This is a genomic window from Sediminibacterium sp., assembly GCF_051860225.1.
Lineage (GTDB): Bacteria > Bacteroidota > Bacteroidia > Chitinophagales > Chitinophagaceae > Sediminibacterium.
The window spans coordinates 1,336,683-1,350,330 of the sequence record NZ_JBHYEI010000001.1 but is presented as its reverse complement, the minus strand read 5'-3'; the positions used below and the strand labels follow the sequence as shown (position 1 = coordinate 1,350,330).

The following is a 13,648-nucleotide window of genomic DNA, read 5'->3' as shown; positions in this document are numbered from 1 at the left end:
AATAACCTATTGAGGCTATTTAGTCTTCTTTAGGATTAAACTATCAGCAGGGAAACGTGCTTTCATACTATCTCTTACTGCAACAGACCAATCCATTAAAATACTTTTTTCTTCTTCGGTAAGTTTTGCATCCCTATGTACAACAGTATAAGATTCTAATGGCATTTCACCTCCTTTAACTTCATCAAAAACTTCTTCTAGCTTATGGTACTGCTTTGCCAATCTGTATGAAGCAAATTCATTAAAATTCAGGTGTTTTTTCCCATCTTTTACATGGTCATCTAACCACCAAGCAATTGGCTGAACTTCGGCATACCAAGGATAGACAGTATTATTACTATGACAATCATTGCAAGCCTTTGTCAAAATTTGTTCAACATTTTCTGGTACAGGATACAATGTACTAATATCATTTTCTTTGTTGGCTGCATTATTCTTTACAGGCCTAAAAGCTTGCAGAACAAGTAAAACAACAAATAATCCTACGAGCACTTTTTTTAACATTGGTTATATTTTAGTTAGTTAATATTTTTCCGGTCATTTGGGTTGGTATAGGTATTCCCATAAAAGTTAAAATAGTAGGTGCTATATCAGCTAATTTACCTGACTGAAGCGCTCCTCTCCATGATTTATCTATGACAAATAATGGGACTGGATTGAGTGTATGGGCTGTATTAGGAGTTCCGTCCTCATTAATAATGTAATCGGCATTTCCATGATCCGCAGTTAAAAAAACAGTATACCCATGTTCTATAGCCAATGTCACAATCTTTGAAACACATTTATCAACTGTTTCAACTGCTTTTACAACCGCTTCAAAAACACCCGTATGACCTACCATATCTGCATTGGCAAAATTTAAACAAATAAAGTCGGCCGATTCAGCAGCAATTTCTGGCAAAATTTTTTCCGTTATTTCTACAGCACTCATTTCAGGTTCTAAATCATAAGTAGCTACTTTTGGAGATGGGGCCATGATTCGAGATTCGCCTATAAATGGCTCTTCCCGTCCGCCACTAAAGAAGAAAGTCACATGGGGATATTTTTCGGTTTCTGCTATCCTAATTTGTTTTTTTCCATGAGCTGATAGCACTTCCCCAATTGTATTGGTTAAATTATCATTTTCAAAAATTACATTCACCCCTTTAAATGTTTGGTCATACATAGTCATGGTAGTGTAATGCAAATTCAATGGGTGCATATTTTGCTCAGGAAAAGCTTTCTGGGTAAGTACTTCAGTGATTTCTCTACAACGATCCGTTCTGAAATTAAAAGCAATAACAATATCCCCCTCAGCAATTTGCGCTATTGGTTTTCCATCTGGATGAGTTATTACAGTAGGTAAAATAAATTCGTCTGTTATCCCTTGGTTGTAACTTTCTAGTATAGCTTCCGATGCACTGAAGGCTTTATTACCTTTTGCATTTACCAAACAGTGATAGGCTAATGCCACTCGCTCCCATCGCTTATCTCTATCCATTGCATAATATCGACCACTCACTGTTGCAATAGTTCCAACTGTATTTTTAAGATGCGATTCTACCTCTTTAATATAACCTAATCCGCTTTTGGGGTCTGTATCTCTTCCATCAGTAAATGCATGTACATAAACATTTTGCAATCCTTGATCATGACAGATTGAACAAATCGATTTTAAATGATTGGTATGCGAATGAACTCCACCATCACTTACTAAGCCAAGTAAATGAAGATTTTTACCTGTTTGCTTTGCCTGATTGATCGCATTAATTAATACAGGATTTGCTGCTAAAGAACCATCTTTAACGGCAACATTAATTCTTTGTAATTCTTGATAAACTATTCTACCAGCTCCTAAATTTAAATGACCAACTTCGCTGTTACCCATCTGACCATCGGGTAAGCCCACTTGCTCTCCACAGGTTGTTAAGGTTGAATTCGGATAAGTGGAGTATAAGCTACTCACAAAGGGAACATTGGCATTTTGGATGGCATCTGCAGATTTAACTTGCCCTAAACCCCAGCCATCCATGATGATTAATATTACTTTTTTACTCATGCGTTAAAGTTAACTTATTTCTCATTCAGCTTTTGGATGTACATTTATCAAATCGGTAAAAATGCCCATTTTTGGCATGATTATAGCACTTTTAAGCTAAAATGGATTTTATGAAGCACTGGATCATGAGCATTTGTTTTATGTTAGCTGGCTTTGTCAACGCCAATGCTCAATCTGAAACGGATATGGTGGTACGAGCGTTGAGAACTGCCAACCCAGATTTGATTACGACCTATTTAGATGACTATGTAGACCTTAAGTTGTTAGACAAAGATGAAGTAAAGAATATGAGTAAGAATCAAGCAGCTATGGCCTTAAAATTATTCTATTCTGAAAATAACATTAAGGGGTTTGAAAAAGTATCCGATGGCGGCAAGGGGAATTTAGTTTATATACTAGGCAAATTAACTACATCAGGTAAAAGTTACAGCATTACTGTTCAGCTAAAACAAAAGAACGGGACGCTTTATATTATCACTATGAGAATTAGCTAAAAAGCATTTATGAATTCATTTGATTTGGCCTTATCGCAGCTAGTTAATCATGCGTTAATAGAAGATATTGGCAATGGAGATCATTCTACATTAAGCTGTATTCCTCCTTCTCAAAAAGGTAAAGCAATACTCAAAGTAAAAGAAGGGGGTATACTTGCGGGAGTGGAAGTTGCAAAAAAGATTTTTAATCAAATTGAACGGGAGAGTTCTTTTACCGCATTTTTAAAAGATGGAGACCTTGTACAACCTGGTGAAATTGCTTTTGAAATTACCGCTTCAGTCCATACAATTTTAAAAGGAGAAAGGTTGGTTTTAAATTGTATGCAAAGAATGAGTGGCATCGCCACTTTAACAGCTAGTTATGTATACTTGTTAAAAGGGTATCATACCAAACTTTTAGATACTAGAAAAACGACCCCTAATTTTAGATTACTTGAAAAAGAAGCAGTCAAAATTGGCGGAGGCATCAATCATCGTTTTGGATTATACGATATGATTATGCTAAAAGATAATCATATCGATTATTGTGGTGGTATTTTAAAAGCCGTAAACAAAGCCTTTGAATATTCTAGTCAACTAAAAAATCCACTGAAAATTGAAGTGGAGACTAGAAATATAGCTGACGTTAAGTTGATTTGTAATTATGCGATCGATAAAGTGGACAGGATAATGTTAGACAACTTTAGTCCGGATTTAGTGGCTGAAGCGCTAGAATTAATTAATGGTAAAATAGAGACAGAAGCTAGCGGCGGTATTAATCAATCTAATATTCAAGAATATGCTCAAACAGGTGTTGACTTTGTTAGTGTGGGAGGCTTAATTCATCAAGCTCAAAGTATCGATTTAAGCTTAAAAGCCTCGTTCATGAAATAAAACGCCACATTCATAAAATACACCAAATCTGGTTTACTTTTTTAGTATTTTGCTTACATAAACTTATTCATGAAAAATGAATATAAAAAGATTTTAATTCTTGTATGGATTAAAATCTTTTTCTGCACTATATCCAATTTATCCGCACAATCTTTTGCAAAAGACAGTATTGAAAACCTGATTGCAAAAAAAGGTTCTGCGATTGAGCGCATTCAATTCTTAAATACACTTGGAGAACAATTAGCAGATAAAAATACCCATTTAGCTACTGACTTCGCAAATAGGGCATTGATTGAATCAGAAAAAATAAATCTTCCAAAAGAAAAAGGCAAAGCACTTAATAATTTAGCTTGGATCAAATACCGAAAAGGTGATTTCTCAGCCGCCTTTGAGTATAGTACAAAGGCTTTAAAATGGAATGACTCTATTCAAAATTTACCACAATTAGCATCCTCTTATAGATGTCTTGCATCTGTATATAATTCACAAGGAAACATACAAAAATCAATAGACTTTTTTTTAAAAGACCTAGCCTTGCACAGTCAGTTACAAGACCAAAAAAGTATTGGAAGAGCATTGAATAACCTTTCGTTTACATTTATCAGAGGAAATTTATTAGACAGTGCAAAAATTTACACTGCAAAAGCAATCTCTTTCAATCAAAAACTAAAAGACTACTATCTTATTGCATTTGCATACAGAAATGCGGGTGACTTGGCAGAAATAAGAAAAATGAAAGATAGCGCAATATCGCTTTTTGAACGTTCATTTTACAATGCTAAAAAAGCCAATAGTATACAAATGCAGCTAACCGCTTTGTACCGGATTGGCCGAGTGTTAAACAATGAAAAGAAATATGCCGAATCTATGCTTTATCTAGAAAAAGCCCGAGACTTAGGAATTATTATGGGGGCTAAATCTGAAACAGCATTAATTTATAGCTTACTAGCTGATGCATATGAAGGAATTGGGAATTACCAAGAGGCGTACAAAGTTCAAAAACGGGTAAGTCAATTAAATGATTCTTTGTATCAAGAAAGAAGCCGTTCCAAATTAGCCGAAATGCAAGCAGAATTTGAGGCAGAGAAAAAGGAAACTGAAATCAATCAACTGAAGCATGAAAAAGAACAACAAATAGCTTCAAACCAAAAAAAGACCTTATTAAATTTTTCATTACTGATTACATTGGTTGTGATTATTTTAATGACGTTCGTTATTTGGAGAAAAAACAAATACAAAACAGCAACCAACCTTTTGTTAAGGTCTCAGAAAAAAGAATTAGAAGAAACAATCTTATTAAAAGACAAGGTATTCTCTATTATTTCTCATGATTTACGATCTCCCATTGCTTCTTTAAATGCAGTATTACCCATGCTTGATCCAGAAACATTAGATCATGAAACCTATCAAGAACTGAAAAATAATTTATCAAAACAATTACAAAATTTAAACTACGTCTTAGATAATTTATTGATTTGGTCAAGATCTCAAATGAATGGGGTTGCGCAGCCAGATTTAAAAGAGATTAACCTTCAAAAACAGGCTGGCATTTCTATAGCTCTATTAACTGGCCTTGCGGAACAAAAGAAAATTACCATCATTAATGAGATTGAATCAACTTTAAAATTCAAAGCCGACCCACAACATTTTGATGTAATTATTAGAAATATAATTTTAAATGGGATAAAGTTTACCAATGAAAAAGGAACAATTAAGTTATTCAGTAAAATGGAAAATGACCAAATAGCCATTTGTATTGAAGACAACGGTATTGGTATGAACCCCGATCAAGTAAATCGATTGTTTCAACTTAAAACCCATTTTACAACGCTAGGAACTCAAAAAGAAAAAGGAACCGGACTTGGTCTATTAATTTGTGCAGAATATGCTGCTATTAATAATTGGAGTATAAAAGTCAACAGCGAAATTGGAAGGGGTACTGTATTTTCGCTTATTCTTTCAAAAACAAGCGCATGAATAAGAAAAATATAGCGGATCAGGCTGGTTTTGTTTACAGCACAGATCCCAATTTTCAATTTAAAAGATCAGAAGACGAGGCATTAGTAACCTTAGAACCTGCCAAGCAAAATTTGGTAATACAATTAGACAAAAAGCAAAGAGGAGGAAAAACAGTGACCTTAATCACTGGATTTGTGGGTACGGAAAATGATCTTGAATTGCTTGCCAAACAATTAAAGAATTTCTGCGGAACAGGCGGTAGTGCTAAAGATGGAGAGGCTATTGTGCAAGGGGATCAGCGAGACAAAGTGTTGCTTTGGTTACAAAAAAACGGCTATATCAAAAGCAAAAAAAAATAGGCTAGAATGAAATTAAATTATATTGAAAAAAATATTCTAACTTACTGTCTTTCTAAAACTTTTCATTCAAACTAATACCATCATGGCAAAAGCAAGTAAAAAGAAAGCCGCTAAAAAAGCAGCTCCTAAAAAAGCAGCCAAAAAAGTAGCCCCTAAAAAAGCGGTTAAAAAAGCTGCTCCAGCAAAAAAAGCTGCTCCTAAAAAAGCAGCCAAAAAAGCGGCCCCTAAAAAAGCAGTTAAAAAAGCTGCTCCAAAAAAAGCAGCACCAGCAAAAAAAGCAGCTAAAAAAGTAGCTCCTAAAAAAGCTGCTCCTGCTAAAAAAGCCGCTCCCAAAAAAGCTGTAAAAAAGGCCGTTCCAGCAAAAAAAGTAGCTCCTAAAAAAGCTGCTCCTGCTAAAAAAGCTGCACCTGCGAAAAAAGCCGCCCCAGCAAAAAAAGTAGCTCCTAAAAAAGCCGCTCCTGCAAAAAAAGTAGCACCAGTTAAAAAACCAGTTAAGAAAGTAGCTCCTGTAGCAGCACCTGAAGCGACTGTAGCTCCAGAAATGCCAGTTGCCGAAACAGTTGTAGTAGAAGCTCCTACGCTATTTACTCCTGAAACACCTAGTTCAGAAAACAACGATTAAGTTTTAACAGTCTAAATAATATGGCCCTGTTTTTATTTTATAAGAGCAGGGTCTTTTATTTTGTATTCATTCCAACGATTTTAATATAATGCTTATGAAAAAATGGAGCTTTCTTTTTATTTGTTTTTTTGCTATTGCTGTTCATGCCCAGAATATAGGAAGCATTGCAGAAAGAACAAAATCCATGAAAAAAATGGATGGTTTTTTCCCCTTTTGGTACGATGCCAATAACGGGAAAATTTGGTTATTAGTAACCCAATTAAACACAGAATTTCTATACGTCAATAGCTTACCTGCAGGCCTAGGATCCAATGATATTGGGCTAGACAGAGGACAAATAGGGAACACACGCATTGTCTATTTTCATAAAGTAGGTAAAAAATTATTACTCATACAACCCAACTACGATTATAGAGCTAGTGCAAATGATATACAAGAACAGAAAGCAGTAGCAGAATCATTTGCATCATCAGCCATTGCATCATTTAATATTGAAGCAGAAGAAAACGGAACTTATCTAGTAGATTTAAATTCATTTTTAATTAGAGACGCGCACGGTGTTGCAGATAAAATTAGAAGCATGCGTCAAGGAAGTTATACTTTTAATGAAGCTAGGTCTGCCATCTACATCAACAATACTAGAAACTTTCCGTTGAATTCAGAGTTTGAAGCAATGATTAGTTTTGTGGGTGGGGCAGATGCAGGCAGATTGGTGAGAGCGGTTAGTCCTTCAACAGAAGCGATTACAGTAAGAATGCATCACTCATTTGTACAGTTACCCGACAATCAATTTAAGCCGCGTAAATATGATATCAGAAGTGGTTATTTTGGGAAAACCTATTATGATTACAGTAGTGATTTTACTGAGCCCATTCAACAAATGGTGATAGCCAAACATCGCTTGTTTAAAAAAGATCCTGCTGCTGCAATAAGTGAACCCGTAAAGCCAATTGTATACTATCTAGACAATGGCACTCCTGAACCTATTCGTTCTGCCCTATTAGATGGGGCTAAATGGTGGAACCAGGCTTATGAAGCAGCCGGGTTTAAAAATGCATTTATTGTGAAAGTATTGCCCGATTCTGCAGATCCAATGGACATTCGTTACAATATGATTAATTGGGTGCATCGATCTACCAGGGGTTGGAGTTATGGAGCATCAGTTACCGATCCCCGCACAGGAGAAATTATTAAAGGTCAAGTAACGCTGGGGTCATTAAGGGTTAGACAAGACTATTTAATTTTTACTGGATTACTTTCTCCTTATGAAACAGGAAAGCCCGTTCCTACAACTATGAAAGAAGCAGCTTTGCAAAGACTAAGACAATTGTCTGCTCACGAAATAGGCCATACACTTGGCTTACAGCACAACTACGCATCTAGTGTAAACAATCGTGCATCGGTAATGGATTATCCGCACCCTGCTGTTTTTATTAATGCAAAAGGAGCCATCGATTTTAGTAAAGTTTATACGAATGAAATTGGAGAATGGGATAAACGTGCTATTATGTATGGTTATAGTCATTTCCCCAATGGCACTGACGAAACTGCTGCACTGAATAAACTATTAGAAGAAAATCAACAGAAAGGTTTATTATTCATTGCTGATGCAGATGCCAGAGCTGTGAGTGGATTTCATCCAGATGCCCATTTATGGGATAACGATAGCAATCCAGTTACAGAACTCAACAATGTATTAGCAGTTAGGCAAAAAGCATTGGACCAGTTTTCTGAAGCGGCTATCCGCCCCAATACGCCAATGAGTACTTTAGAAGATGTTTTGGTGCCTGTGTACAATTATCATCGCTATCAAGCGGAAGCGGTGAGTAAATTAATTGGAGGCATGTATTATAGTTACAATGTTAGAGGAGACAAACAGGTTCAACCGACTGTTTTGCCTGCAGCAACTCAACTTAAAGCCTTGAATGCGATGCTTAAAACACTCTCTCCAAGTGTATTAACATTGCCCAATAGAATTGTACAAATGATCCCTCCCAGACCACCAATGTACAATGGAGTTGGAGAAGTTTTTCCAAAAAGAACAGGAATGAGTTTTGATCCATTGGCAGCTGCGGAAGCACTTTCTCATTTTGAATTATCCTTTTTATTTAATGCAGAGCGCGCGAATCGTTTAGTACAATTGAAAGCAATGGCTGGTACCCCAGGTTGGGATGACGTACTAGATGCAATTATTAATGCTACTTGGAAAGCCACACCAGAAAAGGGTTTAGCAAGAGAAGTGCAGAAACAAACCCAACAAATGGTATTAACTTGGCTATTAGCATTAAGTCAAAATGAGCAAGCGAATTATGCAGTTCAATCCATCTGTTATAACCGTTTAGCATTATTGAAAAAGTATGCAGAGAGTATGGTAAAAGTCGGAACAGATATTGCGCATTTTGGATATTCCATAGAGCGGATAAACAACCCCAAAGAAATCAGTTTACCAGAACATAAAGAGATTCCCCCTGGAGCACCCATCGGATGTGATTGGGATCACTAATATATTGGCTCTTTTTCCAAAATAAAAAACCTCACTAAACGTGAGGTTTTTTATTTTCCGAATGTCTCCTATTAATATAGCGACACACTGAATATATTTTCGCAAAATTATACAAGCATTCTAACCGGCTCTTCTAGCAATTGTTTCAAAGTTTGTAAGAATGCAGCTCCAGTTGCACCATCCACTACACGGTGGTCGCAGCTTAACGTTAGCTTCATAATATTTCCAGGAACAACTTGACCATTCTTCACTACCGGTTCTTGTGAAATACCACCCACTGCTAAAATACAAGCATCAGGCGGATTAATGATAGCAGTGAATTGATCAATACCAAACATACCTAAGTTAGAAATAGTGAATGTGCTTCCTTCCCAATCGGATGGTTGTAATTTTTTATCTTTTGCCCTTTGTGCAAAGTCTTTTACTTCAGCACCAATTTGGCTCAATGATTTTCCATCTGCAAAACGAACAACAGGTACCAATAAACCCTCATCTACCGCAACTGCTACGCCAATATTAATATGGTCGTTGTACCGAATAAAATCGCCCATCCAACTGCTATTAATTTTTGGATGCTTTTTCAAAGCCATTGCAGTTGCTTTAACTACCAAGTCGTTGAAACTTACTTTAACAGAAGCTACTTCATTGATTTTGGTTCTTGCTGCAATTGCCGCATCCATATCAATTTGCATGGTTAAGTAGAAATGTGGCGCAGTAAATAAACTTTCGCTTAAACGCTTCGCAATTACTTTACGCATTTGAGAAACAGGAACATCAGTAAAGCTTACTTGACCTGCTACTGAATTACTTACTACTGGGGCTGCAGATTTGGCTGCAGGAGCCGCTGTTGCAGCCTGAGTTACAGCAGGAGTATATTGGTCAATATCAATCTTGGTAATTCTACCATTATCCCCTGAACCCTTTACATATTTTAAATCAATGCCTTTTTCGGCAGCAATTCTTTTTGCTAAGGGAGATGCAAAAATTCTACCACTATTTACAACAGCTTGTTCAACAATAGGCGCAGCAGCAACTAAGGGCGTTGTTGGAGCTGCAGGAGTCGTTTCAGCAACTGGTGTAGAAACTGCACTAGCGCCGGCTTTTAAGCCATTAACAATTGTAGCAACATCCAATCCATCCTTGCCAATAATACATAATAAGTCGTTTACCAATATTTTCTCACCCGCTTTAGCCCCTTGATACAATAAAATACCATCCTTGTAACTTTCCAGTTCCATGGTAGCTTTATCGGTTTCTATATCAGCTAGTACTTCTCCTTTTTTAACAATATCTCCCACATTTTTTTGCCATGAAGCAATCACCCCTTCCGTCATTGTATCGCTTAATCGAGGCATTAATACTACTTCTTCCATAGAAGCAAAATCAGTTGTAGGGGCTACATTCGTAGGGATTGAAACTGCCGAAGACACAGCAGGCTCCACAACTGGGGAAACCACAGACTCAGCAGTAGGAATTGGCGCAATGGCACCAGCACCACCATGTATTTTAACTAATTCGGTTATATCTTCCCCTGGTTTACCAAAAATGGCTAATAAATCGTTCACCTGCAATTTTCCCCCATCAGGAGTTCCTATATGAAGAAGGACGCCATCCTGGTAACTTTCAAGTTCCATGGTAGCTTTATCCGTCTCAATTTCAGCCAGTAAGTCTCCCTTCTGAACTGTATCACCCACTCTTTTATGCCAGGCGGCAATTACCCCTTCGGTCATGGTATCACTCAATCGGGGCATCAAAATCACTTCAGCCATTGTTCTATATGCTTTAAATGAGCCGTGAAATTACGTTAAAAATCAACTCAATTATTGCCCCTGTGCAAGACTATAGGCTTTTTTATCTCCCCACATGTTCAATATCTCAGTAGAACAAACCTTAAAATCAGCCGTAAGTCTTTTATAGAGCTCAATAATATCAATCTGTGTAAGGGGGATATCGCCCACACTTTCAAACCTACAACGGTATTGATTCACTAGATTAGTGTATACGGAACCTTTAGGCCAAACCTGCGTACCTCTGTTACTTATAGTAACTAACTTAAACAAATCTAATGTATGTTTTAAACATTTTTCCGCTACTATAGTAGGCTGTTCATTGCTCTCTATAAACATATCAACCCCAACAATGAATTCATTATTAGTATCATTTGTTTCTAGCATTGGATTATTCTCTAAGGCAAAAATGGTAGGAGTTACAGAAACATCCTGCATGTCTGGCTTAGGATTATGAGCGGGTTTTTGACCAAAATTGGCAATGATAGCATTAGCAAACTCAGTTGTATTAAGTGATGGCGTTCCTTTTTCACCAAAGTCCCCTGTATGCTTACCGCTTTCTAGGGTATATAATAATGCATTCTCAATCATAGATGCAGATTGCATTAAACCTAAATGACGCAACATCCCAATACCACTTAATAATAAAGCAGTAGGATTTGCGATGTTTTTACCAGCTATATCTGGAGCTGTTCCATGAACTGCTTCAAAAATAGAAATATGATCTCCAATATTTGCAGAAGGGGCAAAACCTAAGCCACCTACTAAACCAGCACATAAATCACTGACTATATCACCTTGTAAATTGGTTAATACCACCACATCAAAAAGATCAGGCTTGCTAACCAACTTCATGCATAAATCATCTACAATTACATCATCTGCTTTTAACTCAGGATATTCTTTTGCAATTTCATAAAACACTTCTAAAAATAAACCATCCGTTAGCTTCATAATATTAGCCTTGTGACCACAAGTAATTCTTTTGCAGCCCTTCTTTTTAGCCATTTCAAACGCATAACGAATCACTTGCATACTACCAGGACGAGTGATAAATCTTCTACTTAAAGCCACATCGTTGGTAAGCATATGCTCAATACCACCATAAGTATCTTCAATATTTTCTCTAACTATAGTGATATCAATAGGAATACCTGCTTTGCTAAATACCGTATCTACCCCATGCAATGACTGAAAAGTTCTTTTATTGGCATAAGTGTTCCAAGTTTTACGTGCAGTTACGTTTACACTCTTTACTCCTTTCCCTTTAGGCGTTTCCATAGGCCCTTTAAAAAGAATACCTAACGACTCGATGGTTTGCTGTGCTTCAGGAGTCATCCCATTACTGTATCCTTTGTCGAATACCCATTTACCCATATCAACTACTTCATACGTTAAGGGTACTTTAGCGGCATCAAATATGGATAAAACTGAGTCCATGATTTCTGGACCAATTCCATCTCCTTTAGCTACGGCAATTTTAGTCATAATCGTCTTTTTTTGTGCTGCAAAAGTACAGCCGATTCAACCATTTTAAGCAATTATTCACACGAATATTTGATGAAATTACCTTTATAGAATGTTAATTTACCTACATTTACAATGACCAATCTTTATATCTATGGTTTCTAAAATTTCAGCAGGTATTGAAATCACTGTAGAAGTCTTCTACCAGTCCGATTACAGCAATCCGTTGAAAGGAGAATTTATGTTTGCTTACCGAATCACCATAGAAAACCACAACAAGTTTACGGTTCAACTCTTAAGGAGGCATTGGTTTATTTTTGACAGCAATGCCGAACATAGAGAAGTAGAAGGAGAAGGAGTAGTAGGCGTTCAACCAATTCTAGCTCCAGGAGAACAATACACGTATGTAAGCGGTTGTAATTTAAAAACAGAAATGGGTAGAATGCAGGGTAATTATACTTTGCAAAATCAATATACTAAGCAAAATTTTAATGTACCCATCCCCTCTTTTGACTTGATTGCCCCAGCAAAAATGAATTAACCGGGCTTGTATCTTGATTCCTCAAATAGTTGAACAGGGTCTTTCTTCATAAGTGAATCAAAAGACAAATCACTATTTTTCTTCATCCATTTCTTTACGATTTGCCACCCAATAAAAAGACCAATCTTTCCAGGGGATTCTTTACCAAATGCTTGAGTAAAAGGACCTTCAGAAATATATTCCCTCACTAATTGAGGATCTGCTTTATACAAAAGATCGTTCTGGATAAAAAAACTCCAGATATTTTTTTCATTACCCAAACAAGCTTCCAATTGTTTATCAGAATAACCTGTAATTAATGTGTCAGAAAGCTGGGGGAGCAAATGGTCTAACACATAAATCCGCTTTCCTAGTTCAATCATTTGGGCAATCAAAGGTTTACCAGATAACTGTTCAGGATACATGTCCAAAATAATATTGTTCATTGCGCTCACTGGTATATAAGCGGGTTCAAATTTTCTAGAAATATAGGCAGGATACATGGCCAACCCCTCCGCACTTGTATAGATTGGGTGGTCTTTACCCATAAACAATTGCGCTCCAACAGCAATTGCATCTTCAGTGAGAATACAACCAAAGCTATTAACAGGACCAATAAAACTAATTAGTTTAGTAGGTAAAACATAAGATGGAAAATAATTTTTAACATACTGTAAACCTGTCTTGATTTCTTTGGCTTGTTTTTTTTGCTCATTAAAAATAGCCGCATACTGCTTATAAAATGGTTGATATACCCGAATGAAATTCTTTAAATCTTCCAATTCTGATTGTGGCATAAGTGCAAGAATATTTGACAAAAACACCGTAGTAAATCCTGGATATTTTTTGTCCAATGCAGCCAAAGAAGCTTCCAACTGAAGGGTATCCATTGTAAAAAAATCCTCTTCGAAGTGCTGTTCTTGCAACTGAATTTTTATTCCAGAAACGTCAGGAGCTTTATCATTGGTATTGCACGCAAACAATAATATCGATAAAAATAAAGCAAGCATCCGTGTATTCATAGAA

Annotated in this window: 12 protein-coding genes; 7 read left to right on the top strand and 5 right to left on the bottom strand. The window is 36.5% G+C overall.

Annotated features, from left to right (window positions below; all coding sequences use genetic code 11):
- Window positions 1-15 precede the first annotated feature (15 nt).
- Both ACTIEI_RS05810 and gpmI read right to left on the bottom strand, forming a co-directional pair.
- Complete coding sequence (locus tag ACTIEI_RS05810) at window positions 16-504, bottom strand: heme-binding domain-containing protein (RefSeq protein WP_439505342.1); 489 nt, start codon at window positions 502-504, stop codon at window positions 16-18.
- Window positions 505-514: 10 nt separating this feature from the next.
- Window positions 515-2,038: a 2,3-bisphosphoglycerate-independent phosphoglycerate mutase gene (gene gpmI / locus ACTIEI_RS05805; protein ID WP_439505341.1), complete on the bottom strand. Its 1,524-nt coding sequence runs from the start codon at window positions 2,036-2,038 to the stop codon at window positions 515-517.
- A gap of 110 nt (window positions 2,039-2,148) precedes the next feature.
- On the opposite strand from gpmI, the gene ACTIEI_RS05800 reads away from it, so the two are divergent.
- The 6 genes from ACTIEI_RS05800 to ACTIEI_RS05775 all read left to right on the top strand — a co-directional run bounded on the left by ACTIEI_RS05800 (window position 2,149) and on the right by ACTIEI_RS05775 (window position 8,848).
- The gene (locus tag ACTIEI_RS05800) at window positions 2,149-2,532 is read left to right on the top strand and encodes a DUF4783 domain-containing protein (RefSeq protein WP_439505340.1); all 384 of its coding nucleotides are present in this window, start codon (window positions 2,149-2,151) and stop codon (window positions 2,530-2,532) included.
- A 9-nt stretch (window positions 2,533-2,541) separates the two neighbouring features.
- Window positions 2,542-3,405 carry a carboxylating nicotinate-nucleotide diphosphorylase gene (nadC, locus tag ACTIEI_RS05795; protein ID WP_439505339.1) on the top strand — a complete coding sequence of 288 codons (864 nt, stop codon included), beginning with the start codon at window positions 2,542-2,544 and terminating at the stop codon, window positions 3,403-3,405.
- A gap of 69 nt (window positions 3,406-3,474) precedes the next feature.
- Window positions 3,475-5,382 (top strand): tetratricopeptide repeat-containing sensor histidine kinase, encoded by a 1,908-nt coding sequence (locus tag ACTIEI_RS05790; protein ID WP_439505338.1) that lies wholly within the window; start codon window positions 3,475-3,477, stop codon window positions 5,380-5,382.
- On the top strand, window positions 5,379-5,723 hold the full coding sequence (locus ACTIEI_RS05785; protein WP_439505337.1) for a translation initiation factor: 345 nt from the start codon (window positions 5,379-5,381) through the stop codon (window positions 5,721-5,723). The genes ACTIEI_RS05790 and ACTIEI_RS05785 overlap by 4 nt, the downstream gene beginning before the upstream one ends.
- A gap of 82 nt (window positions 5,724-5,805) precedes the next feature.
- Window positions 5,806-6,345: a hypothetical protein gene (locus tag ACTIEI_RS05780; RefSeq protein WP_439505336.1), complete on the top strand. Its 540-nt coding sequence runs from the start codon at window positions 5,806-5,808 to the stop codon at window positions 6,343-6,345.
- 94 nt (window positions 6,346-6,439) lie between these two features.
- On the top strand, window positions 6,440-8,848 hold the full coding sequence (locus ACTIEI_RS05775; protein ID WP_439505335.1) for a zinc-dependent metalloprotease: 2,409 nt from the start codon (window positions 6,440-6,442) through the stop codon (window positions 8,846-8,848).
- 107 nt (window positions 8,849-8,955) lie between these two features.
- On the opposite strand, the gene ACTIEI_RS05770 is transcribed toward ACTIEI_RS05775, so the two are convergent.
- Together ACTIEI_RS05770 and ACTIEI_RS05765 are read right to left on the bottom strand one after the other, a co-directional pair.
- Window positions 8,956-10,617, bottom strand: a complete 1,662-nt coding sequence (locus ACTIEI_RS05770) for a pyruvate dehydrogenase complex dihydrolipoamide acetyltransferase (RefSeq protein WP_439505334.1) — start codon at window positions 10,615-10,617, stop codon at window positions 8,956-8,958.
- A gap of 51 nt (window positions 10,618-10,668) precedes the next feature.
- Entirely contained in the window at window positions 10,669-12,123 is a 1,455-nt protein-coding gene (locus tag ACTIEI_RS05765; protein WP_439505333.1) for an NADP-dependent isocitrate dehydrogenase, read from the bottom strand.
- Between the two features lie 133 nt (window positions 12,124-12,256).
- On the opposite strand from ACTIEI_RS05765, the gene apaG reads away from it, so the two are divergent.
- Window positions 12,257-12,643, top strand: coding sequence for a Co2+/Mg2+ efflux protein ApaG (apaG, locus tag ACTIEI_RS05760; protein ID WP_439505332.1), 387 nt, complete (start codon window positions 12,257-12,259; stop codon window positions 12,641-12,643).
- Here the strand turns inward: apaG and ACTIEI_RS05755 are convergent.
- Window positions 12,640-13,644 (bottom strand): hypothetical protein, encoded by a 1,005-nt coding sequence (locus tag ACTIEI_RS05755; protein ID WP_439505331.1) that lies wholly within the window; start codon window positions 13,642-13,644, stop codon window positions 12,640-12,642. The two genes, apaG and ACTIEI_RS05755, sit on opposite strands and share 4 nt — an antisense overlap.
- Between the last annotated feature and the right edge of the window lie 4 nt (window positions 13,645-13,648).